Origin of the sequence: Derxia lacustris, assembly GCF_002105195.1 — a bacterium.
Classification (GTDB): Bacteria; Pseudomonadota; Gammaproteobacteria; order Burkholderiales; family Burkholderiaceae_E; genus Derxia; species Derxia lacustris.
Genome location: NZ_MUHU01000025.1, coordinates 43,332 through 65,469, shown reverse-complemented (window position 1 = coordinate 65,469; position 22,138 = coordinate 43,332). Strand labels below are relative to the sequence as shown.

The following is a 22,138-nucleotide window of genomic DNA, read 5'->3' as shown; positions in this document are numbered from 1 at the left end:
GCACCGGCTGCGGACCGGTTGCGACGCTGGGTTTGGGCTTTTGGGGACCGGCAATTGCGCCAGGCGGGACAAGATTATCCGGAAGCTCGCCGGCCTGCCCGCAAGGATGCGCCCCTCGCCACGCTGGCCCGATGTCAGGTCAGAAGGCGTCGTCCCAGCGCCGGCTCAGGCGCATCGCGCACATCACGATGCCGACCATGCTGTAGGTCTGCGGAAAGTTGCCCCACAGCTCGTGAGTGTCGAAGTCGATGTCTTCGGACAGCAGGCCGAAGCGGTTGCGGCAGGCCAGCAGCGTCTCGAAGTGGGCGCGTGCCCGGTCCGGTTCGCCGATGCGTGCCAGCGCCTGCACCAGCCAGAAGCTGCACACCAGAAAGGCCACCTCGGGCCGGCCGAAGTCGTCGGGCTCGGCATAGCGCAGCAGAAAGTCGCCGCGCCGCAGATGGCGCTCGATCATCTCGATGGTGGCGCGCAGGCGCGGATCGTCGGGCGGCAGAAAGTCGAGTTCGCCCATCAGCAGCAGGCTGGCATCGACGATGTCGCCGTCGAACACCGCCGAGAAGCCGCCGATGGCGTCGCTCCAGGCGCGCGCGCAGATCACCGCATGGATGTGCGCCGCGCGCTCGGCCCAGAAATGCTGGCGGTCGGGCAGATGCAGCCGGGCCGCGATGCGCGCCAGCCGGTCGCAGGCGGCCCAGCACATCATCGAGGAGAAGGTGTGCACCGACTGCCGGCCACGGAATTCCCAGATGCCGGCATCGGGCTGGTCGTGATTGGCAAAGGCCTGATGGCCGAGCTTTTCGAGCTGGCGGAACAGCGCCTCGTCGCCCATGCGGCCCAGGCGCTCGTCGAAGAAGGCATGCGTGACGCCGACGATGACCGAGCCGTAGACATCGTGCTGGGTTTGCAGATAGGCCAGATTGCCGTGCCGCACCGGCCCCATGCCGCGATAGCCGGCCAGCCCCGGCATGTTCAGCTCCTCAAGAAACGCCGTGCCGTTGATGGCGTAGCAGGGCTGGAGCTGCTCGCTGCCGGCCTCGGCGACGATGTTCTCGAGGTAGTGCAGATAGCGCTCCATCGAGCTGGTGGCGCCGAGCCGGTTGAGCGCATTGACCACGAAGTAGGCGTCGCGCAGCCAGCAATAGCGGTAGTCCCAGGTGCGCACCGTGTCGGCCGCCTCGGGGATCGAGGTGGTCATGGCGGCGATGATGGCGCCGCTGTCTTCAAACGCATTGAGCTTGAGCGTGATGGCGGCGCGGATCACCGCCGCCTGCCATTCGAAGGGCACGGCCAGGTTGCGCACCCAGCGATGCCAGTAGGCGGTGGTCTCGGCCAGCAGATGGCGGCCGGCCTCGGACGGCGATTGCGACAGCGTCTCGTCGGGCCCGAAGATGAAGCTGGCCTCGCGCTCCAGGATGAAGAAGCGCCGCTCCACCACCGCGCTGATCGAGGCGTCGGTGGTCAGGCGCATCGGATAGTCGGGCAGCTGGGCCCGGATGTGATGGCTGCCCCAGGTGATCTGCGGCTGGCCGGCGCCGTAATCGCAGCGCGGATCGAAATGCACCCGGATGCGCGGCCGGCCGGTCAGCGGCCGCACGATGCGCACCAGCGACACGGGCGCAAAGATCCGGCCGTACTGATAGAAGCGCGGCGCGAAGTCGAGGATCTCGATCGCATTGCCGGCGCCGTCGCGCTTGACGGTGCGCAGGATCGGCGTGTTGCGCAGATAGTCCTGCTCGACCGCCGCGCAGTTTTCGATGTCGATGGCAAAGCGGCCGCGTGCCGCCTCGACGCCATCGAGCAAGGCGCAGAACACCGGATCGCCATCGAAGCGCGGCACGCACATCCACACCACGTCGCCGCGGGTGTCGATCAGCGCGCCGATGCGCGAGTTGCCGATGACGGCGAGTTCCAGCGACGACGTGTGCGGAGGAGTCATCGAACGCTTTCAGAGTGGGAATGACGCCCGGCGGGCGCCTGCGACCAGTCTGCGCAGGCCGGCGCCGGCGCGCCCGGGGGCTTTGTGCCCGCGTCTTATGATGTGTGACCCGATTTTTCGAGGACAGGGATGGCTGCATTCCGTTTCGAGGCCCTGACCGACGCCGGCAAGACCGACTCCGGCGTGATCGAGGCCGAGTCCGCCCGCCATGCGCGCTCGCTGGTGCGGGCGCGCGGGCTGGCGCCCGTGAGCGTCGAACCCATTTCGGCCGATGCCGCCGGCACCGCGCAATCCGGCAGTGCGGTGCGGCTGCGCGGTCGCAAGCTCGGCACCACCGAACTCGCGCTGCTGACGCGCCAGCTGGCCAGCCTGCTCGGCGCCGGGCTGCCGCTGGAGCGCGCGCTGTCGGCACTCATCGAGCAGGCCGAGCGGCCGCATGTGCGCGACCTGCTCGCCGGCGTGCGCACCGATGTGCTCGGCGGCTCGACGCTGGCCGGCGCGCTCGAACGGCGTCAGCGCGACTTCCCCGACATCTACCGCGCGCTGGTCGCCGCCGGCGAAACCTCGGGCGACCTGGGCCGCGTGCTCGACAAGCTCGCCACCTATGTGGAAGAGCGCAACACGCTGACCAGCAAGGTGACGATGGCCTTCGTCTACCCGGCCATCGTCAGCACGGTGGCGCTGCTGGTGGTCGTGGGCCTGCTCACTTATGTGGTGCCGCAGGTGGTCGCGGTGTTCGACCAGACCAAGCAGAAGCTGCCGACGCTCACGCTGGTGATGATCTGGCTCAGCGACTTTCTGCGTGCGCGCGGCTGGCTGCTGGCGCTCGGCATCGGCGCGGCCGGCTGGGGCTTTGGCCGGGCGCTGCGCAACGACGGCTTTCGCGCGCGCTTCGACGCCTGGGTGCTGACGCTGCCGATCATGGGCCGGCTGGTGCAAAGCCTGAACACCGCGCGCTTTGCCAGCACGCTGGCGATTCTGGTCGGCGGCGGCGTGCCGATCCTGCGCTCGCTGGAGGCGGGCGGGCGCACGGTCGGCAATCTGGCGATGCGGCGCGATGTGGATGCGGCCATCGTGCGGGTGCGCGAGGGCTCGTCGCTGGCGCGCGCGCTGGCGGCTGGCGCCAAGGGCGATGGCGGCACGCGGCGCGGGCTGTTTCCGCCGGTGCTGATCCATCTGATCGCCTCGGGCGAAAGCACCGGCAACCTGCCCGACATGCTGGAACGCGCCGCCACCGGCCAGGGCGAGGATCTGGCCCGCCGCACGATGGTGCTGACCAGCCTGCTGGAGCCGGTGCTGATCCTGGTGATGGGCGCGGTGGTGCTGGTGATCGTGCTGGCGGTGCTGCTGCCGATCATCGAGATCAATCAGTTGGTGCGGTGAGGGCAGCCATGAGCGAAGCCGCCCGGCCCGGCTGGCCGTCGCCCTGCATCACGCGGGTCGCGATCCGCAACTTCAAGAGCATTGCGAGCTGCGATGTGCGGCTCGGGCCGCTGACCTGGCTGGTTGGCGCCAATGGCGCGGGGAAGAGCAATTTTCTCGATGCGCTGCACTTTGTGCGCGATGCGCTGGTGGATTCGGTGGATGGCGCGCTGCGCCGGCGCGGCGGCCTGGAAGTGATCGAGCATCGCGGCGCGGCCGGCGACGAGTCGGTCGGCATCCGCATCGAGTTTGCGTTGCCGGGCGGCGCGCGCGGGCATTACGCGCTGGCCTTCGAGCATGAGATGGGCGGCGGCCTGCGCCACATGGGCGTGCTGCCCACATTGCGCGAGGAATGCGCGGTTGGCCTGGAGGGCGAGGAACACCGCTTTACCGCGCGGGCCGGCGTGGTTCAGTCGCAGACCGACTTTCCCTTGCCGGCGACTTCATTGGGCCGGCTCGGGCTGCATGCGGTGGGCGGCATGGCCGGCTTTCGCGCGGTTCATGACGCGGTTGCGGCGATCGGCTGCTTCAACTTCGATCCGAAGGCGCTGCGGCAGGCGCAGCCGAGCGGCGGCGCGGCGCGGCTGGCGGGGGATGGCGGCAATCTGGCGGAATGGCTCTACTCACCCACCGTGTTGTTCGAAAACTGTCTTGGCAACGACGATGAAGCAGTCGTGCATTTCCAGCGCTATCTGCATCTCATCGTCCCAAGTGTCGAAAAGGTAGAGCCAATCAAGTTCGGTCCGTCTTACTGGACGCTCAATTTCACGCAGCGTCCCTCTGGAGGCCAAACGGCACCGAGCGAATTCCTCGCCCTTGGCATGTCCGATGGAACCTTGCGTGCCACAGCTGTCCTCGCGGCATTGTTTCTGGCGCCGCTCGATTTTTTTGGGCCCAACGCGGCGCACTGCATTGGCATCGAGGAGCCCGAGACCTCGCTGCACCCGGGCGCCGCCGCCGTGCTGCGCGAAGCCATCGCGCGCGCCTCGGAGCGGGTGCAGGTCATAGTCACCAGCCACAGCGCCGACCTGCTCGACGACGACGGCATCGATGCCGCGAGCGTGTTTTCGGTGACAAACGACGGCAGCGACACGCGCATCGGCCCGGTGTCGGCCGCTGCGCGCTCGGTGCTGAAGGATCGGCTGTTCACCGTCGGGGAATTGCTGCGGCTCAACCAGCTCGACCCTGAAGGCAGCGAGATCGCGCCGGCGCCGGCGGTGCGGCTGTTCGACGACGCATGAGCCGCATCGCCGCAATCGTCGAAGGGCAGGGCGAGGAGGCGGCGCTGCCGGTGCTGCTGCGAAATCTGGCCAAGCGGCTGCTGCCCGACGGCTATGTGGAAGTGCCGCGCCCCGCGCGCGTGCATCGCGACCGCTTCATCCGCAGCGACGACGACTTCCGCAAGCAGTTGCTGCTGGCAGCGGCCAAGGCCGGCGCCGACGGCTGGATCCTCGTGCTGCTGGATGCCGACGACGACTGCCCGGTCACGCTCGGCGCCGAGTTGAAGCAACGCGCCGAAGTGGTCGTGCCCGGCGCCCGCATCTCGGTGGTGCTGGCAAGGCGCGAATTCGAATCCTGGTTCATCGCCTCGGCCGCCGCGCTGGCCGGCGTGCGCGGCCTGAGCCTGAAGCCCGGCGATCACGACGCCCCGGCCGACGACGGCCCGCGCAACGCCAAGAAATGGATCGCCGACCGCTTGCCGCCCGGCGTCGGCTACGGCGAGGTCGCCGATCAGCCGGCCTTCACTGCCGCCATCGACATCGAGCTGGCCGAGCGGCGCAGCCGCTCCTTCCGCAAGCTCTGCGACGAGTTCCGGCGCCAGTTTCCGCAGGCGCCGGAACAGGAATGACGACGGCGCCTTACTGCGCCTTCGCCTTGCTCTTCTCCTGCTGCTCGGCCTTGGTGGCCACGCAGTCCTTGATGTAGGTCTTGCGGGCGTCGTCCTTCAGGCCCTTCTTGTCGGCGTTGCGGCTGCATTCGTAGAGGCGCGAATGCTCCTTGGCCGGCTTGACGTCGTCGGCGTCGGCCGCATGCGCGGCGCTGATGGCGGCCAACGACAGGCCGAGGACGACGACGGTGCTGCGCGCGGCGCGCTGGAACTTGGACATGGCGGTTCTCCTGTTTGTTGATGCGGTGCGTCGGCTGACTGGCCGGCGTGCAGGCATTCGAGCACCCGCTCCCTTGCGCCAAGCCGAAGCTGGCCGCGCCAACTTCTTTGCAGGTGTAACCGCCATTTGCGCGAGCGCGCCGCTCAGGCGGCCGGCTTGGCCGCGCTGGTCTTGCTGGCCTTGGCGGCGGCCAGGCATTCCTTGATCGACGCCTTGCGCTCCTCGCCCTTGAGGCCCTTTTCCTTCGCCGCATGGCTGCATTCGCCGAGCTTGCTGGTGGGCCTGGGCTTGGCGGCGCCGGTATCGGCGGCGGGCGCATCGGCGGCGAGGGCGACCGGCGCGACGGCGGCAAGACCGAGCGCGAGGGCGGCGGCGCGGGTGAACTGGGCGAAGCTTTGCATGGCGGATCTCCGGATGAATTGGCGCCGTCGCAAGCCGACGGCGGCGCCATTGCGCTGGCGCCGCCGTTTTGTCCTGCCGGCACAAGTTCACGCTCGCTGACCTGTCCGGGTGATTGCCGACGGTCAGCGCCGCCCGAGGGGCGCCGACCCCCGCCCGGCATACTCCCGCGCCATGCTCCAGATCCTTCGCAGCCAGTCGCTCGAACCGCTCGCCGCGGCCTTCCTCGCCATCCTCGACAGCCAGCCGCCCGAGAGTCCGGCGGCGCTGCTCGCGCCCGAACGCGTGGTGGTCGGCAGCCTGGGCAGCGGGCGCTGGCTGTTGCAGCGCATGGCCGACGAGCGCGGCATCGGCGTGCGGCTTGGCATCGACTACGCCGGCCAGCAGCTGTGGAAGATCGCGGTCGACTGCGTGCCCGGTACCGATCCCGATCCGCCGTTCGCGCCCGGCGTGCTGGTGTGGCGGCTGCTGCGCGAGCTGGATGCCATCGCGGCGGAACTGGGCGTGGCGCCGGCCGAGGCGGCTGGCTTCGCGCGCGGCGCCGCTGCTGCCGCGAACGCCGCAACCGCCAACGCCGCTGCTGCCCCCGACGCCAACCCCGATCTCGCCCCGCTGCACGCCTATCTGCACGCCGCCGATCCGCTCGCGCGGCTGCAATTCGCCGAGCGGCTCGCCAGCGTGTTCGACCGCTATCTGGCGTTCCGGCCGGAATGGCTTGCGACCTGGGCCGCCGGCCGGCTCGCGCCCGATGCGGCGCGGCCCGGGACGCAGGCCTGGCAGGCCGCGCTGTGGCGCCGCGTGGTGGCGGCCATCGGCCTCGAAGGCCATGCGCATCCGCTCGAATGGCTGATCCGCGAGATGGAGCGGCGCGATGCCGAGAAGCGCGCCGGCCGCCTGACCGACGACGAGGCCGCGCGCGGTCTGCCGCCGCGTCTGCACCTGTTTGCGCTGCCGGCGATGGCGCCGATCTACTGGCGCGCTTTTGCGGCGCTGGCGCGGCACACCACGGTGATCGTCTATGCGCAGACGCCGTCGCCGCACTACATCGCCGACCTGGTGGGCGAAAAGTTCAAGGCGCGCCAGGAGCGTGATCGGCCCGACGCGGCCGCCGTCTACGAGGTGGGCCACGGCCTGCTCGCCGCCTTCGGGCGGCAGGCCATCGACGCGGCGCGCGACCTGGACCGCGTGCTCGATCCGGACGGCGACGTGCCGCTGATCGCCGCGCCGATCGATCTGCACGAGCCGCCGCCGGCCGGCGCCAGCCTGCTCGCGCAGATTCAGCGCTCGGTGTTCGACCTCGACGACGCGGTGCGCCTGCGCCCCGACCGCGGCGCCGACAGCTCGCTCGCCTTCCACCGCTGCCACGGCCTGGTGCGCGAGCTGGAGGCGCTGCATGACGCGCTGCTGGCGCGCTTCGCGGCCGGTCGCATCAAGCCCGGCGACATCCTGGTCTGGCTGCCCGAGCTGGACGTGGCCGCGCCGGCCATCCACGCGGTGTTTGGCACCCAGCCGCGCGAGCGCCGCATTCCCTATGCGGTGTCGGGGCTGGCCACGCCGGGCGATGGCGGGCTCGGGCAGGCGGCGCTGGCGCTGCTCGATTTCGCCGCGTCGCGTCTCGGCGTGGATGCGGCGCTCGACCTGCTGCGGCTGCCGCCGGTCGCGCGCCGCTTCGGCCTCGACGACAGCGCGCTCGCGCTGCTGCCCGACTGGCTGGCCGGCGCCGGCGTGCGCTGGGCGCTCGACGCGCCCGACCGCGCCAGCCATCACGCGCCGGCCGATCCGCGCCACACCTGGGCCTGGGGCCTGGAGCGGCTGCTGCTCGGCATCGCCTTCGGCGAGCGCGGCGCCGGCGACGACGTGTTCGCCGGCACGCTGCCGCATGCCGGCCTCGACGATTCGGCCTTCGATGCGCTCGGCGGCCTGCTCGACTGGGCGCGCGCCATCGCCGACCTGCGCGCCGGCCTCGACCAACCGCGCCCGGTGCGCGACTGGACCGACTGGCTCGGCGCGCTGTTTGCCCGCACGCTCGCGCCGCCCGACGACGCGCCCGACGCACTCGCGCGGCTCAATCAGGCGCTCGGCCGCATCGCGCGCGACGCGGCCGCCGGCGGCCATGACGGCGCGGTCGACTTCGCCCTGCTGCGCGACCGGCTCGCCTGCGAACTCGACGCCAGCGCCCCCGGCGCCGTGCCGCAGGGCCAGATCACCTTCACCACCTACGGCGCGCTGCGCCACCACCCCTATCGCGTGATCGCGCTGCTCGGGCTCGACGACGCGGCCATTCCGCGCAGCCCGCAGCGGGTGGAATTCGACCTGCTGCAAGGCCATGCCCAGGCCAGCGACCGCGCGCGCCGCGATGACGACCGCGCCGCCTTTCTCGCCGCGCTGCTGACGGCGCGCGATGCGGTGCATCTGTCGTGGCGCGGCTTCGATGCGCAGACCGGCGAGGCGCTGCCGCCGGCCATCGTGGTGGCCGAGCTGCTCGACTGGATCGAGCGCCACGACGGCAGCGCGGACGCGGCGGCGCCCGGCGCCCGGCCGCTGCCGCTGCGCCAGCGGCTGGTCACCGACCATCCGCTGCATGCCTTCAGCCCGCGCGCCTTCGGCGCCCCGCCGGCGGCCGGCGCGCAGGGCCCGGCGCTGGCGCCGTCGTTTCGCGCCGAGCTGCTGCCGGCGGCGCGCGCCATCGCCACGCCGGCCAGCGCGCGGCCGGCCAGTCCGCTGGCGATCCGGCCCTTCCTGGCACGGCCGCTGCCGGCGCCGCCCGACGATGGCGCCGAGGTGGATGCGGCATTTCTGCGCGACTTCTTCGCCCATCCGGCGCGCTTCTTTCTGCGCCGCCGGCTCGGCCTCAACACCGCCTGGCACGAGGCCGCGCCCGAGCCCGAGGAGCCGTTCGCGCTCGACCGGCTCGGCAGCGCCGGCCTGGCCGACGACTTTGCGCGCCGCCTGCTCGCCGGCGCCGATCCGGCACTGCTGCGCGGCCGCGCCGAAGCCGATGCGCGCATTCCGTCCGGCGTGCCGGGCGCGCTGTTCGGCGAGCGGCTGGTCGAGACTGCGCTGGCGCTGCAACGCCGCGTGGCGCCGCTGCTGGCCGCCAGCACCGCGCCGCGCAATGTGCTGCTGACGCTGGCCGGCGGCGCCCGCCTCGCCGGCCGGCTGCCGCATCTGCATGCGCATGGCGGCTGGAATCTGGTCGAGCGCGGCGGCGCGGCGCGCATGCGGGCCGAGCTGTGGGTCACGCATCTGCTGGCCTGCGCCCATGCCGGCCGGCAAATCGGCCCGACCGTCCACCTCTGCGCCGACGGCGATGCGCTGATGGCCTGGCTGCCCGACGCGAACTGGCAGGCGCCGCTGGCCGACTTGCTGGCCGACGCCCGGCTCGGCCTGACCGCGCCGCCCTGGTGCCCGGCGCGCACCGCCTGGGGCCTGCTCGGCCGCTGGCAGCGCGATGCCGACGGCCCGCCGCCGCGCGCCGCCGCCGAAGCCCAGTTCTGGGCCGGCGAGCGCAGCCCCGAGCGCGAGGACGGCGCCTGGCGCGTGATCTTCGGCGGCACGCCCGACCACATCCCCGACGCGGCCGACTACCAGGCCAGCGTCGCCACGCCCTGGCCCGACGACTTCCCCACGCTGGCGCGCCGGCTCTACGGCGCGGCGGCGGCGGCCATCGTCGCCGACCAGAAGGCCATCCGCGAAACCCTCGCGGCCTGGCATGAGGAACTGCAATGACCCGCGCGCCTGCCGCCGGGACATTTCCGGAAAGCCCGGAACTGTCCGCCCCCGCTGCCATTCCGGCCTTCGACGCGCCGCTGCTCGGCCTGCGCTACATCGAGGCCAGCGCCGGCACCGGCAAGACCTGGACCCTGGCCGGGCTGGTCGCGCGGCTGGTGGTCGAGCGCGGGCTGGAGATCGGCAGCATCCTCGTCGTCACCTTCACCAAGGCCGCCACCGCCGAACTGCGCGCGCGCATCCGCGACCGGCTCGCGCTGCTGCTGCGCTGGGTCGAGTGGCGGCTGGCGCAGGAGGGCGGCGCCGCCGACTTCGACGCCGACAACCTTGATGCCGGCGACGCCGACACCACGGCCCAGCCCGCCCCCACCGACGACGGCTTCTGCGCCCGCTACACCGCCGCGCTCGCCGATCCCGCGCAGGCCCGGCGCCAGCTCGTCGCCGCGCTGCGCGCCTATGACGAAGCCGCCGTGTTCACGATCCACGGCTTCTGCCAGCGCGCGCTGGCCGAGCGCGCCTTCTCGGGCCGGCAGCGCTTCCAGCTCGAACTGCTCGACGACATCTCGGGCGCGGTGCGCGAAACCGTGGCCGACTGGTGGCGCCGCAAGGTGGTGGCGCACGACCCGGGCGATGCCGGCTGGTGCCCGGCGCCGCTTCATCCCTGGCTGGCGGCGCGGGTGCAGGCGGCCTGGGTCGCGCCGGCCGAGCTGGCCGACAAGATCGGCATGCTGCTCAACCGCGAGGAGGCGCAATGCCTCGGCGGCGAGCCGCCCGCGCTCGGCAGCGCGCTGGCCGGGCTGGCGCGCGACTGGGCCGCGCTGCGCGCCCACTGGCAGCGCGACGGCGCGGCGCTGGTCGACGCGGTGCGCGCCTGCAAGGGCCTGAGCGGCAGCGCCTACCGCGCCAACTGGATCGACGGCTGGCAGGCGCGCATCGACGCCGCCGTGTGGAGCGATGCGCTGCCCGACGCCGACACGCTCGACGCCTTCACCCGCTTCGGCGCCGAGCGGCTGCATTCGCGGCTCAAGAAGGGCGCGACCGACAGCTTTGCCCAGCCGCTCGCGGCCGCCATCGACGCCTTCTGCGCCGCCGCCGCCGAGGAAACCGACGCCGGCGCCGCCGCCGTGGCCTGGGCGCTGCGCGACGTGTTCGAGACCGTATGCCGCGAGCTGCCGGCGCGGCTGGAACGCGCCGGGGGACTCGGCTTCTCCAGCCTCATCACCCGGCTGCGCAGCGCGCTCGACGACGGCGCGCATGGCGGCGTGCTGGCCGCCGCGCTGGCCGAGCGCTATCCGGCCGCGCTGATCGACGAATTCCAGGACACCGATCCGACCCAGAGCGCGATCTTCTCGGCCATCTACGGCCCGCGCCCGCAGACCACGCTGGCGCTGTTCGTGGGCGATCCCAAGCAGGCGATCTACGCGTTTCGCGGCGCCGACCTCGATGCCTATTACGCCGCCATCGCGCGTGCCGCGCAGGCCGGCGAGCTGGTCGCCAACCGGCGCTCGACCGCGCCGCTGCTCGATGGCTTCAATGCGCTGTTCGCGCGCGAGCGGCCGTTTCGGCTGGAGGCGCTGCGCTATCCGCCGGCGGCCGCCGGCGCCAAGGTGGCGCCGCTGCTGCGCGCCGGTGCGGAAGGCCCGCCGCTGCGCTGGCTGTGGCTGGCGCCCGAGGAGGGCGCGACCAAGGCGACCCAGCTCGCGGCCGCCGCCCAGGCCGCGACGGCGGCGCTGGCCGAGCTGCTGGCCGAAGGCGCCGCCGCCGAAGCCAGCATCGCCGGCAAGCCGCTCGGCCCGGGCGATTGCGCCGTGCTCGTGCGCACCAATGCCGAGGGCGAACTCATGCGCCGCACGCTGCTCGCCGCCGGCATCGGCTGCGCGCTCAGCGCCCGGCGCGCGGTGTTCGAGACGCCCGAGGCGCATGCGCTGCTCGACCTGCTGCGCGGCGTCGCCAATCCGCGCGACAGCGTCGCCGCGCGCGCCGCGCTGGCCGGGCCGTGGTTTGGCTGGAGCGCCGAGGAGGTGCTCGACGGCCGGCGCGCGCTGATCGCCGACGGCGCGCCCGGCCATGCCGACGGCTTCGAGCTGCTGTCCGCCGCGCGCGACCTGTGGCTGGCCCAGGGCGTGTTCGCCATGCTGCGCAGCCTAGCGCTGGCGCACGACCTGGCCGGCCGGCTCGGCGTGCTGGCCGACGGCGAACGCCGGCTCGCCAACCTCGCGCATCTGATGGAGCTGGCCGACGCCGCCGCGCGCGATCTGCCCGGCCCCGAGGCGCTGGCCGACTGGCTCGCCGCCCGCATCGAGGCGCCCGGCAGCGCCGGCGAGGCGGCCCAGCTGCGGCTGGAAAGCGACGAGAACCTGGTGCAGATCGTCACCATCCACAAGAGCAAGGGGCTGGAGTACCCGGTGGTGCTGCTGCCGTTTTTGTGGGCCGCGCGCAAGCCGCCCAAGGCCGGCGACGACAAGGGCAAGCCCAGGTCGCCGGTGGCCGCCGCCGGCCCGGTGTTCTTCCACGACCCGGCGGCAGAGCGTCAGCCGACGCTGCATTTCGCGGCCGACGAGGCTGCGGTCCAGGCCGCCTGGGACGAGGAAAGCGAGGAGGCGCTGCGGCTGCTCTACGTGGCGGTCACGCGCGCCAAGCAGGCCTGTCTGGCGGTGGCCGGGCCGCTTGGCGGCATCGGCAATTCGGCGCTCGGCTGGCTGCTCGGCCTGCCCGAGGGCGACAGCACGGCCGAGGCGGTGCGCGCCGCGCTCGATGCGATGCGCGACCGCGCGCCGGCCGCCATCGGCATCGCCGCCGCGCCGGACTGGCGCAATGTGGGCGCGCTGCTGGCCGAGGGCGCCTCGGCGGTCGGGCTGCATGCGGCGCCGGCGCCGGCGCGGATTCCGGCGGCCTGGCGCTACACCAGCTTCACCAGCCTGCTGCACGGCCGCGCCGACGCCGGTGACCATGCGGCCGAGCGCGATGAATTCGCCGGCGCCGCCGGCCGCGATGCCGACGCCGAGCCGCCGCGCGCCGCATCCGCCGCGCCCGACCCGGTCGCCGAAACCGCCGCCGCCGCCGACCTGCGCTGGCGCTATCCGCGCGGGCCCGAAGCCGGCGTCGAGCTGCACGCCTTCGTCGAGAACCTGGACTGGACTCGGCCGGCGGCGGCGCAGACCGCGCTGCCCTGGCCGCGCCTGCCAGCCGATGCCGACATCGACGTGCGCGCCGCCTTTGCCGGCTGGATCGATGCGATCGGCGCGGCGCCGCTGTTCGGCTCGGGCATTGCCGCGCCGGCCAGCCTCGCCAGCCTGCCGCCGGCCCACACCGCGCGCGAAGTCGAGTTCGCCATCCCGCTCGGCGGCCGCGCGCTGGAGCACGGCCTGACCGCGCTGCGCCAGCACGGCATTGCGCTGCCGCCGGTCGATACCGCGCGGCTCGGCATTGCCGGCGGCTATCTGCGCGGCGTGATCGACCTGGTGTTTGCGCACGACGGCCGCTGGTGGCTGGCCGATTACAAGTCCAACTGGCTCGGCGAGCGGCTGGCCGATTACGCCGCGCCGGCGCTGGCCGCCGCCATGAGCGCCGAGGGCTATCGGCTGCAAGCCTGGCTTTATCTGCTGGCGCTGCACCGCTGGCTGCGGCTGCGCCTGGGCGCCGGCTACGACCCGGCGCGCGATCTGGGCGGCGCGCTCTACCTGTTTGTGCGCGGCATGACGCCGGCGCTGCCCGGCGCCGGCGTGCTGACGCTGGCGGTCGAGCTGCCGGCGCTGCTCGCCTTCGACCGCGCCCTCGCGCGCGACGCCCATCACGAGGAGCGCGCATGAGCGCCGTCCGTCCCGACATCGCCACGCTGCTGGCGCCGGCTGCGGCTTCCGCTTCCGTTTCAGCCGAGGGCGGCGGTCTCGACGGCGCGCTGGGGCGGCTGCTCGGCTTTCATCACCGCGCGCTCGGCGGCCGCGATGGCGATGCGGCGGCGGTCGAGGCGGCCACGCGCGCGCTGGTGGCGGCGCATGCGCTCGGCCATGCCTGCCTGCCGCTGGAGGCGGTCGCGGCCCAGGCCGGTTTGCCGACGGCGCGGCTGCGCGCGGCGCTCGAAGGCTCGCCGGTGGTGCTGCGCGTCGGCGCGGCCGGCGTGGCGGCGCCGGAGGCGGGCGATGCCGCCACCGCCGCCTTGCCGCCGCCCGACCGCCCGCTGGTGCTCGACGCGGCCGACCGGCTTTATCTCGCGCGCCATTTCGATTCGGAGCGCCGGCTGGCGCTGGCGCTGCATGCGCTCGCGACCGGTGCGCCGGGCGTGGCAGCGCCGGCCGGGCTGGTCGAGCGGCTGTTCGCCAATCTGCGGCCCAATCCGGCCCAGCGCGCGGCGGTCGAGCGGGTGCTGGCCGAGCGCTTCGTCGTCATCACCGGCGGGCCGGGCACCGGCAAGACCACCACGGTGGCGCGCTGCATCGCCGCCGTGCTTCAGGCCGAGCCCGAGGCGCGCGTGCTGCTGGCCGCGCCCACCGGCAAGGCCGCCGCGCGCATGAACGAGGCGCTCGCCAGCCAGCTCGACCTGCTGCCGGCCGATCTGGTGGTGCGCCGGCGCCATCTGCCGCCCGCGCGCACCGTGCATGCGCTGCTCGGCCTGGTGCCGGGCAAGGCCGACGCGATCCGGCATCACGCCGGCCGGCCGCTCGATGCCGATCTGGTGGTGGTCGACGAGGCCTCGATGCTCGGCCTCACGCTCGCGCGCCGGCTCGCCGACGCGGTGCGGCCCGGCGCGCGGCTGGTGCTGCTCGGCGACCCCGACCAGCTCGCCTCGGTCGAGACCGGGCTGGTGCTGGCCGAGCTGGCCGCCGGCGACGATCCGCCGCTGCCGCAGGCCATCGCCCGGCTGCGCGCCGGCGAACGTTTTGCCGCCGACAGCCCGGTCGGCCGGCTCGCCGCCGAGGTGGGGCGGGCCGATGTGGCGGCGGTGTTCGCGGCGCTCGATGCGGGCGGCGTGGCGGACGCGGCTGGCGCGGCTGCCAGCGGCGTGGCGTCCCACGCGGCAACCGCCGCATCCGACGCAGCGCGACGCGCCGCACCGTCGCGGCGCAGGCCGGCACCAGCAGCGCCCAGCGCCCAGGGCGACCTGTTCGGCGCCGCCCCCGCCAGCCAGCCGACGAACGGCGCGCCGTCCTCCGCCGCATCCGCCTCCGATGCACCCGCCGATGCGCCTGCCGCTGCCGCGCCCGCCGCCAGCGTCAGCCTCGACAGCCGCCCGCTCGGCGCCCAGGCGCTCGCGCGCGAGCTGCTGCCGCTGTTCGATCCGGTGCTGGCCTGCCTCGCCGAGCCGGCCGTGGACCCCGATGCCGCGCTCGCCGCCTTCGAGCGCGCCCGCGTGCTCTGCGCGGTGCATGACGGCCCGCGCGGCACCCGCGCGCTCAATGCGGCGCTGGCCCGGCTCGCCGCCGCCCGGCTGGCCGCCGCCGGCCGGCCCGACGCCACCGGCAACGGCGACTGGCCGCACGGCCGGCCGCTGCTCATCACCCGCAACGATCCCGGCACCGGGCTGGCCAATGGCGACGTGGGTCTGGTGCTGCACGACGCCGATGGCGCGCGCGCCTGGTTCCGGCTTGGCGACGGCCTGCGCGCATTTCCGGTCGCGCGGCTGCCGGCCTGCGAAACCGCCTGGGCGCTCAGCATCCACAAGTCGCAGGGCTCGGAATTCGACCGCGTGGAAATCGTGCTGCCCGATGCCGCCGACGGCTCGACGACCCAGCGCCTGCTCACGCGCGAGTTGCTCTACACCGCCATCACCCGCAGCCGGCGCGAGCTGCGGCTGTGGGCCGCGCGGCCGGTGCTGGAGAGCTGCGTCAGGCGCGCGACGCGGCGCCATTCCGGGCTGGCCGACCGGCTGCGCGCGCTCGCGCGCGGCTAGGTGGCGGAGCGGCCCAGCGGCTGGCGCCCGAGTGGCGGCGCGGCGCGCGGTTCGCCCGCCGCGCCGCGCTCACCACACCGTGTAGACCAGCACGAAGGCCGCGCCCGTCATCAGCGTGAGCGCGGCCAGGAACAGCGTGTCGGCCACCGCCGTGAGCCGCAGCGTGAGCCCGGGCCGGCGCGTGCGCAGGGCCCAGAAGATCACGTAGACGCAGAGCAGGAACAGCAGGGCGCCGAGTGCGAACAGGTCGTCGACGATGGTCGCCGCGTGGGCGGCGTTGACCAGCGTCTTCATCAGCGCCACCACGGTGATGCACAGGCCGGCCAGGGTGCCGGCGGCGGTCAGCAGATTGACCAGCTCGTCGCGCCGCCACAGCGCCTCGCGCGGCAGCGTGTCGTCGGCCGCGCCGGGCGGCGCCGGCCGTCCCGAACCCGTATTCAGAATTCCGCTTCCAGCTCGTCGAATTCGAGCGGCTCGGTCTTGGCGGCGTGGATCCATTCCTGCATCTCGGGCAGCGCCAGGATGGTGTCGCAATAGGCATAGCTCGCGCGGTCGAGCTTCACGTCGTAGGTGCGAAAGCGCGTGGTCACCGGCGCGTACATCGCATCGGCCACGGTGGGCTTGGCGCCGAACAGGAAGGGGCCGCCGTACTTGCTCAGGCAGTCGTTCCAGATCGAGCAGATGCGGTCGATGTCGGCCTGGGCGCGCGTCCACACCTTGAAGCCGGGGAAGTGGCCGCGCAGGTTCATCGGCAGCGCCGAGCGCAGCGCGGTGAAGCCCGAATGCATCTCGCCGCTGATGGCGCGGCAATGCGCGCGCGCCACGCGGTCGGCCGGCAGCAGACCGGCCTTGGGCTTGAGCTCGTTGAGGTATTCGGCGATGGCCAGCGTGTCCCACACCAGCACGTCGTCGTGCTTGAGGCTGGGCACCAGGATGGACGACGACAGCAGCAGCAGTTCGGCGCGCGCCGACGGGTCGTCGGGCGAGATGACGTTCTCGGTGAACTCGATGCCGGCAAGGCGCGCGAGCAGCCAGCCGCGCAGCGACCACGACGAATAGTTGCGACTGCTGATCGTGAGCACGGCAGGGGAAATGGCCTGGGGCATTGGGGGTCTCCGTTTGAGTCGTGGCGCGGATGGTGCGGGTGGCGTCGCGCCGGGTCCGGCCCGGGGGTTCCGGGTGGGCAAATCGAGCTTACGCGCGGGAAATGAAGCCGGGCATCGGCATCTGCACCGGCATTGCTCGCGCGTATCTGCCGACGGACGGCCTCGCAAACATCGCGCCATTCGGGGTGAGTGGCGCAGTATTTGCTGACCTTCCGCAAACGGCGCGCAAGCACGCGCGTCGCGTCAGAAAGCTCAACGATGTCCTACACCGCCTACCAGCTTCAGACCGACCTTCTCGCGCCGTGGCGCATGCTGGCCCAGGCCGGCGCCGCCTGGGCCCAGGTGCTGGAACGCAGCCTTGAGGAAAGCGGCTTTCCGGTCGAGCAGCCATCGCAGTTGCGGCGCTTTGGCGCGGCCTGCGAGGTGTTCAACCGGGCCCGGCTCACGCACAAGCGGCCGCCGTTCAACCTGACGGCGGTCGACACGCCGCGCGGCCGGTTTGCGGTGGTGGAGGAGGTGGTGATGACCACGCCCTTCGCCAGTCTGGTGCGCTTCCGCAAGGAGGGCGTGACGGGCGAGCCGCGCGTGCTGCTGTCGGCGCCGATGTCGGGCCACTTCGCCACGCTGCTGCGCGAGACGGTGCGCACCATGCTCACCGACCACGAGGTCTACATCACCGACTGGCAAAACGCGCGCGACGTGCCGCTCACGGCCGGCCGCTTCGGCTTCGACGAGTATGTGGAGCACATCATCTGGTTCCTGCGCGAGATGGGCGCGGGCAGCCATCTGATGAGCATCTGCCAGCCCTGTCCGGCGTCGCTCGCGGCGGCGGCGCTCATGGCCGAGGACGACGATCCGGCCCAGCCGCTCAGCCTCACGCTGATGGCCGGGCCGGTCGATACGCGCATCAATCCCACCAAGGTCAACGAGCTTGCAATGAGCAAGCCGATGCACTGGTTCGAGACCAAGCTCATCAGCACGGTGCCGGCGCCGCACAAGGGTTTTGGCCGGCGCGTGTATCCGGGCTTCGTGCAGCTCACGGCCTTCATGAGCATGAATCTCGATCGCCACATGCAGAGCTTCAAGTCGCTCTACGAGCATCTGGTGGCGGGTGACGAGGCGGCGGCGAAGCAGGTGGCCGACTTCTACGAGGAATATCTGGCGGTCGCCGACCTGCCGGCCGAGTTCTATCTGGAGACGGTGCGCGACGTGTTCCAGGAGCATCTGCTGCCGCGCGGGCTGATGAACTGGCGCGACCGGCGCATCAATCCGGGCGCCATCCGCCGCAGCGCGCTGCTGACGGTGGAAGGCGAGCGCGACGACATCTGCTCGATCGGCCAGACGATGGCGGCGCAGGAGCTGTGCCGCAGCGTGCGGCCGTATCTGCGCACGCATCACATCCAGACCGGCGTCGGGCATTACGGCGTGTTCAGCGGGCGCAAGTGGACGAGCGGGATTTATCCGATCGTGCGCGACACGATTCATGCGGCGAACGGGTGAGCGGCGGTCTGGCTGCTTTGGCCTGATGGCGGCGCGGCGCGGAGTTCGGCCGGGGCGGGACGACTGGCGCGGCCTTGCGCGTTGCGCAAGGCTTCCCTCGCTGCGGTGACGGGCGCCGGCCCGGTCCGCCAACTCGGCCTTCGGCCTCAAACATGCGGACCTGAACGCCTGCGGCGTTCACCGGCGCCCGTCGCCTTCGCTCGGCGCGCCAGACGTCCCGCCCCGGCCGAACCCCGCGCCGCCCCTCGGTGAATGTGCTGGGGCTCAGTTGGCGCGTTGCGGCTGGTGCTTCGCGATGCGTCTTGCGGCCAGCGTGGCGGCCAGCAGTTCCCAGCCGAGCGTGGCGAGGTTGAGCACGGTCCAGTCCTGGCCGGCAAACAGCGCGTAAAGCGTGGCCGCGAACAGGTCCAGCACCAGCAGGCCGCTGCACAGCGCGGCGGCGACGCGAAAGCGTTGACGCTGGCTGGCGCTGACGCAGGCCACCACCAGCAGCGAGAAGGCGGCATAGCCGCTGCCGGCGGCGAGTCCGTATTCGGGCACCCAGCGCAGCGCGGCGGCATAGGCGGCGGCCACGAACAGCAGGGTGATGGCCGGGCCGTCTCGCGTCGGCAGACGGTCGCCGTGCTGCTCGAAGAACAGCGTGCGCAGTCCCTGCAACGCCACGCCGGCGACCAGCTGGCGCAGCGCGCCGAGCAGTCCGGCGAGCCGGCGTTCGCCGCGCGCCAGGGCCGGCGGCAGATCGAGTTCGGGCAGCGAGGCGTCGAGTGGATCGGCGTCGGCGCGCTCGGCGTCGGGACAGGGCGGGCGGGGCGGGTTCATGCAACGACCTCGACAACGGATGCGGTGGGCGTCGGGCAAATCGTCGGCATCGCAGGCCGCGCGCCCGACAGCGCGACGGCAGCCATTCCTACAGGTGCGAAGCGGCGCGGCGACCACACTGCCTGCACGTCGACGCCGCCAGGCAGCGACATCCCCCTCAACCTTGCAAACCTCTGGAGAGACGCATGGGCTTCATCGCTTGGATCATCGTCGGCGGCGTTCTCGGCTGGATCGCCTCGCTCATCATGCGCACCGATGCGCAGCAGGGCATCTTCCTCAACATCATCGTCGGCATCATCGGCGCGCTGCTCGGTGGCTGGCTGCTCAGCCCGATGCTGGGCGCGGGCACCATCAATGCCGGCGATTTCAGTCTCGCCAGCCTGGTGGTGTCGCTGCTCGGCGCGGTGATTCTGCTGGCCATCATCAATCTGTTCCGGCGCGGCAGCGTGCGCTGAGCGTCCGGCGCGCAGGCGCCCGGAACACGCAGTTGCGGCGCGGTCGGTCACCACGCAGGACCGCAGCAAGACAAGGCCCGGCTCCCGCCTCGCAGCGGGGCCGGGCCTTTGTCGTTTGCGGTGCGATGTTCTTGTCGTTGGAAGCGGGCGGCTCAGACGCCCCAGAGCACGTCGACGCCCTTGGCGCCCGACTTTTCGAGCATCTCGATGAGCGGGAAGGCGCGGCGGTCGAGGCTGACGTGATTGGCGCGGCGTTCCTTCGCCTCGTCGTTGTCTTCGTCGGCCAGCGGCAGGCCGCGTGCGGCGGCTTCGGCTTCGGCCTGCTGTTCGGCGCGGATCGCGCCGCGCAGGGCGGCGAGGGCGCCCGGAATCTGTGCCGCGGTGATGACGCCGCGGGCGTCGGCCGTCTTGCCGATGGCCTGGATCAGCCGGGCCGCATGGTCTTCGAGCATGAAGACCTCGGCCGCTGCCTTGCTGGAAAACCTGACTAAAGACATCGCCGCCTCCTGGTTGCCGGATGGCGGCGATTGTGCGCCCGCGTGCAATGCGCGCTGCGGCGCGGATGTGTCGGCTTGCGGTGCGGCCTCAGTCCTCGCGGTGCTGACGGCGCAGGCGGTCTTCGCGGCGCAGCCGGTCCTCGACTTCGTACTCGGCGTCGGGATCGCGGGCGTAGATGAGCGGCGAGGCCATCAGTGCCAGCGCGCCGACGAAGATGGCCGGCACCCACATGCCATTCGCGGCAAGCGCGAACACGATGGCGCCGACGGCATACGGGAAATGTTCTTCGATCATGGCTGGCCCCCTGCTGGGCGAAAAAAACGGGTTGCGTTGCTGGCGCGGACGGGTGGACTTGGCGACGCCGCTGCCGTGAGACGAATCATCGGGGCGATGCGCGGCCGGCAAAGCCGCGATAAGGGGCGAAGCTGCCGGCCGATTCGGCCCAACCCCTTCGCTACAATCCACGGCCCGGCGCCGCCCTTGCGCGCCGACCTCCGCGATTGCCCATGCTTCCCGAACTCAGACAGGCCCTCATCGCCGCCCTCGGCCGCGCGGTGACGGTTGCAGCCCCCGGTGCCACCCCCGACATCGCGCTCGAACGCCCGAAGGTCGCCGCGCACGGCGACATTGCCACCAACGTCGCGCTCCAAATCGCGAAACCGCTCAGGAAAAACCCGCGCGAACTGGCAGAAAACATCGTCAAGGCGCTTCAGGAAGACGCCGAGAGCGCTGCGCTGATCGAATCGGCCGAGCTGGCCGGCCCGGGCTTCGTCAATCTGCGGCTGCGCGCGAGCGCCAAGCAGCGCGTGGTGCGGCAGGTGCTGGAGCAGGGCGCGGGCTTCGGTCTGGCGCCGGCCGCGGCCAGCCCGGGCCGGGTGATCGTCGAGTTCGTGTCGGCCAATCCGACCGGTCCGCTGCATGTGGGCCACGGCCGTCAGGCGGCGCTCGGCGATGCCATCTGCACGCTGCTCAAGACCCAGGGCTGGCAGGTGCACCGCGAGTTCTATTACAACGACGCCGGCGTGCAGATCGGCAATCTGGCGCTGTCGGTGCAGGCGCGCGCGCGCGGCCACAAGCCCGGCGATGCAAGCTGGCCCGAGTCGGCCTACAACGGCGACTACATCGCCGAGATCGCCGCCGACTTCCTCGCCGGCAAGACGGTGCAGGCCGACGACCGCGAATTCACCGGCAGCGGCAATGCCGAGGACCTGGACTCGATCCGCCAGTTCGCCGTGGCCTATCTGCGCCATGAGCAGGACCTGGACCTGCAAGCCTTCGGCGTGCGCTTCGACAACTACTACCTGGAGTCGAGCCTCTACACCGACGGCAAGGTGAAGGCGGCGGTCGATGCGCTGATCGCCTCGGGCAAGACCTACGAGGCCGAAGGCGCGCTGTGGCTGCGCACCACCGACTTTGCCGAGCTGGGCGCGCTTGCCGGCAGCAAGGTGAAGGACGACAAGGACCGCGTGATGCGCAAGTCCGACGGCACCTACACCTACTTCGTGCCCGACGTGGCCTATCACGTCACCAAGTGGGAGCGCGGCTTCACCAAGGCGGTCAACATCCAGGGCAGCGACCATCACGGCACGATCGCCCGGGTGCGCGCCGGCCTGCAGGCGCTCGGCATCGGCATCGCCGAGGGCTTTCCGGACTACGTGCTGCACAAGATGGTCACGGTGATGAAGGGCGGCGAGGAGGTGAAGATCTCCAAGCGCGCCGGCAGCTATGTGACGGTGCGCGACCTGATCGACTGGACCGGCCGCGACGCGGTGCGCTTCTTTCTGGCCAGCCGGAAGGCGGATACCGAATTCATCTTCGACGTCGATCTGGCCGTGAAGCAGAGCGACGAGAACCCGGTGTTCTACGTGCAGTACGCGCATGCGCGCATCTGCTCGGTGCTCAAGGCCGGTGGCGTGGATGAAGCGGTGCTGGCGTCGGCCGACATTTCGCCGCTGGCCGGCGCGGGCAACGAGAAGGCGCTGGCGCTGATGCAGCGGCTGGCCGAATACCCCGACACGCTGGCTGCCGGCGCGGCCGATTTCGCGCCGCATCTGGTGGCCTTCTATCTGCGCGAGCTGGCCGCCGACTTCCACAGCTTCTACAACGCCGAGCGGGTGCTGGTGGACGATGCGGCGCTCAAGACCGCGCGCCTCGCGCTGCTGCTGGCGACGCGCACGGTGCTGCGCAATGCGCTCGCGGTGCTTGGCGTGAGCGCGCCCGACAAGATGTGATGCCCAGCTGCGCGGCCTGAAAAAGCCGCGCGGCGGGCGCCCGTTCGC

At 72.2% G+C, this 22,138-nt stretch carries 17 protein-coding genes; 9 read left to right on the top strand and 8 right to left on the bottom strand.

Annotation, left to right across the window (positions count from 1 at the left end):
* Positions 1 to 139: 139 nt before the first annotated feature.
* Entirely contained in the window at positions 140 to 1,936 is a 1,797-nt protein-coding gene (locus tag B9P64_RS16375) for a glycoside hydrolase family 15 protein (protein WP_085317095.1), read from the bottom strand.
* A 129-nt stretch (positions 1,937 to 2,065) separates the two neighbouring features.
* Between B9P64_RS16375 and gspF the strand changes: the two genes are divergently transcribed.
* The 3 genes from gspF to B9P64_RS16360 are packed head-to-tail and all read left to right on the top strand — an operon-like array spanning position 2,066 to position 5,207.
* The gene (gene gspF / locus B9P64_RS16370) at positions 2,066 to 3,319 is read left to right on the top strand and encodes a type II secretion system inner membrane protein GspF (RefSeq protein WP_085317094.1); all 1,254 of its coding nucleotides are present in this window, start codon (positions 2,066 to 2,068) and stop codon (positions 3,317 to 3,319) included.
* A gap of 8 nt (positions 3,320 to 3,327) precedes the next feature.
* Positions 3,328 to 4,599 carry an AAA family ATPase gene (locus tag B9P64_RS16365; RefSeq protein ID WP_085317093.1) on the top strand — a complete coding sequence of 424 codons (1,272 nt, stop codon included), beginning with the start codon at positions 3,328 to 3,330 and terminating at the stop codon, positions 4,597 to 4,599.
* A complete protein-coding gene (locus tag B9P64_RS16360) occupies positions 4,596 to 5,207 on the top strand; it encodes a DUF4276 family protein (protein WP_085317092.1) in 612 nt (203 codons plus the stop codon). The genes B9P64_RS16365 and B9P64_RS16360 overlap by 4 nt, the downstream gene beginning before the upstream one ends.
* A 10-nt stretch (positions 5,208 to 5,217) precedes the next feature.
* On the opposite strand, the gene B9P64_RS16355 is transcribed toward B9P64_RS16360, so the two are convergent.
* Both B9P64_RS16355 and B9P64_RS16350 read right to left on the bottom strand, forming a co-directional pair.
* Complete coding sequence (locus B9P64_RS16355) at positions 5,218 to 5,466, bottom strand: PsiF family protein (RefSeq protein ID WP_085317091.1); 249 nt, start codon at positions 5,464 to 5,466, stop codon at positions 5,218 to 5,220.
* Positions 5,467 to 5,609: 143 nt separating this feature from the next.
* Positions 5,610 to 5,867, bottom strand: a complete 258-nt coding sequence (locus tag B9P64_RS16350) for a PsiF family protein (protein WP_085317090.1) — start codon at positions 5,865 to 5,867, stop codon at positions 5,610 to 5,612.
* 172 nt (positions 5,868 to 6,039) lie between these two features.
* Between B9P64_RS16350 and B9P64_RS16345 the strand changes: the two genes are divergently transcribed.
* The 3 genes from B9P64_RS16345 to B9P64_RS16335 are packed head-to-tail and all read left to right on the top strand — an operon-like array spanning position 6,040 to position 15,481.
* Positions 6,040 to 9,594, top strand: coding sequence for an exodeoxyribonuclease V subunit gamma (locus B9P64_RS16345; RefSeq protein ID WP_085317089.1), 3,555 nt, complete (start codon positions 6,040 to 6,042; stop codon positions 9,592 to 9,594).
* Positions 9,591 to 13,403 (top strand): UvrD-helicase domain-containing protein, encoded by a 3,813-nt coding sequence (locus B9P64_RS16340; protein WP_085317088.1) that lies wholly within the window; start codon positions 9,591 to 9,593, stop codon positions 13,401 to 13,403. The genes B9P64_RS16345 and B9P64_RS16340 overlap by 4 nt, the downstream gene beginning before the upstream one ends.
* The gene (locus B9P64_RS16335; protein WP_085317087.1) at positions 13,400 to 15,481 is read left to right on the top strand and encodes an AAA family ATPase; all 2,082 of its coding nucleotides are present in this window, start codon (positions 13,400 to 13,402) and stop codon (positions 15,479 to 15,481) included. The genes B9P64_RS16340 and B9P64_RS16335 overlap by 4 nt, the downstream gene beginning before the upstream one ends.
* Positions 15,482 to 15,550: 69 nt before the next feature.
* On the opposite strand, the gene B9P64_RS24530 is transcribed toward B9P64_RS16335, so the two are convergent.
* Both B9P64_RS24530 and B9P64_RS16325 read right to left on the bottom strand, forming a co-directional pair.
* The gene (locus tag B9P64_RS24530; RefSeq protein WP_139826347.1) at positions 15,551 to 15,979 is read right to left on the bottom strand and encodes a hypothetical protein; all 429 of its coding nucleotides are present in this window, start codon (positions 15,977 to 15,979) and stop codon (positions 15,551 to 15,553) included.
* Entirely contained in the window at positions 15,919 to 16,587 is a 669-nt protein-coding gene (locus tag B9P64_RS16325; RefSeq protein ID WP_085317085.1) for a glutathione S-transferase, read from the bottom strand. Before B9P64_RS16325 ends, B9P64_RS24530 begins: the two co-directional genes overlap by 61 nt.
* A 258-nt stretch (positions 16,588 to 16,845) precedes the next feature.
* Here B9P64_RS16325 and B9P64_RS16320 point away from each other — a divergent pair, with 258 nt between their 5' ends.
* The gene (locus tag B9P64_RS16320) at positions 16,846 to 18,087 is read left to right on the top strand and encodes a polyhydroxyalkanoate depolymerase (protein ID WP_085317084.1); all 1,242 of its coding nucleotides are present in this window, start codon (positions 16,846 to 16,848) and stop codon (positions 18,085 to 18,087) included.
* A 264-nt stretch (positions 18,088 to 18,351) separates the two neighbouring features.
* On the opposite strand, the gene B9P64_RS16315 is transcribed toward B9P64_RS16320, so the two are convergent.
* Positions 18,352 to 18,906, bottom strand: a complete 555-nt coding sequence (locus tag B9P64_RS16315; protein WP_085317083.1) for a hypothetical protein — start codon at positions 18,904 to 18,906, stop codon at positions 18,352 to 18,354.
* A 185-nt stretch (positions 18,907 to 19,091) separates the two neighbouring features.
* Here B9P64_RS16315 and B9P64_RS16310 point away from each other — a divergent pair, with 185 nt between their 5' ends.
* Positions 19,092 to 19,361 carry a GlsB/YeaQ/YmgE family stress response membrane protein gene (locus B9P64_RS16310; protein ID WP_085317082.1) on the top strand — a complete coding sequence of 90 codons (270 nt, stop codon included), beginning with the start codon at positions 19,092 to 19,094 and terminating at the stop codon, positions 19,359 to 19,361.
* A 152-nt stretch (positions 19,362 to 19,513) separates the two neighbouring features.
* On the opposite strand, the gene B9P64_RS16305 is transcribed toward B9P64_RS16310, so the two are convergent.
* Positions 19,514 to 19,858, bottom strand: coding sequence for a DUF1840 domain-containing protein (locus B9P64_RS16305; protein WP_085317081.1), 345 nt, complete (start codon positions 19,856 to 19,858; stop codon positions 19,514 to 19,516).
* 88 nt (positions 19,859 to 19,946) lie between these two features.
* Entirely contained in the window at positions 19,947 to 20,153 is a 207-nt protein-coding gene (locus B9P64_RS16300; protein ID WP_085317080.1) for a hypothetical protein, read from the bottom strand.
* Positions 20,154 to 20,365: 212 nt separating this feature from the next.
* Here B9P64_RS16300 and argS point away from each other — a divergent pair, with 212 nt between their 5' ends.
* Positions 20,366 to 22,090: an arginine--tRNA ligase gene (argS, locus tag B9P64_RS16295; protein WP_085317079.1), complete on the top strand. Its 1,725-nt coding sequence runs from the start codon at positions 20,366 to 20,368 to the stop codon at positions 22,088 to 22,090.
* The last annotated feature ends 48 nt before the right edge of the window (positions 22,091 to 22,138 follow it).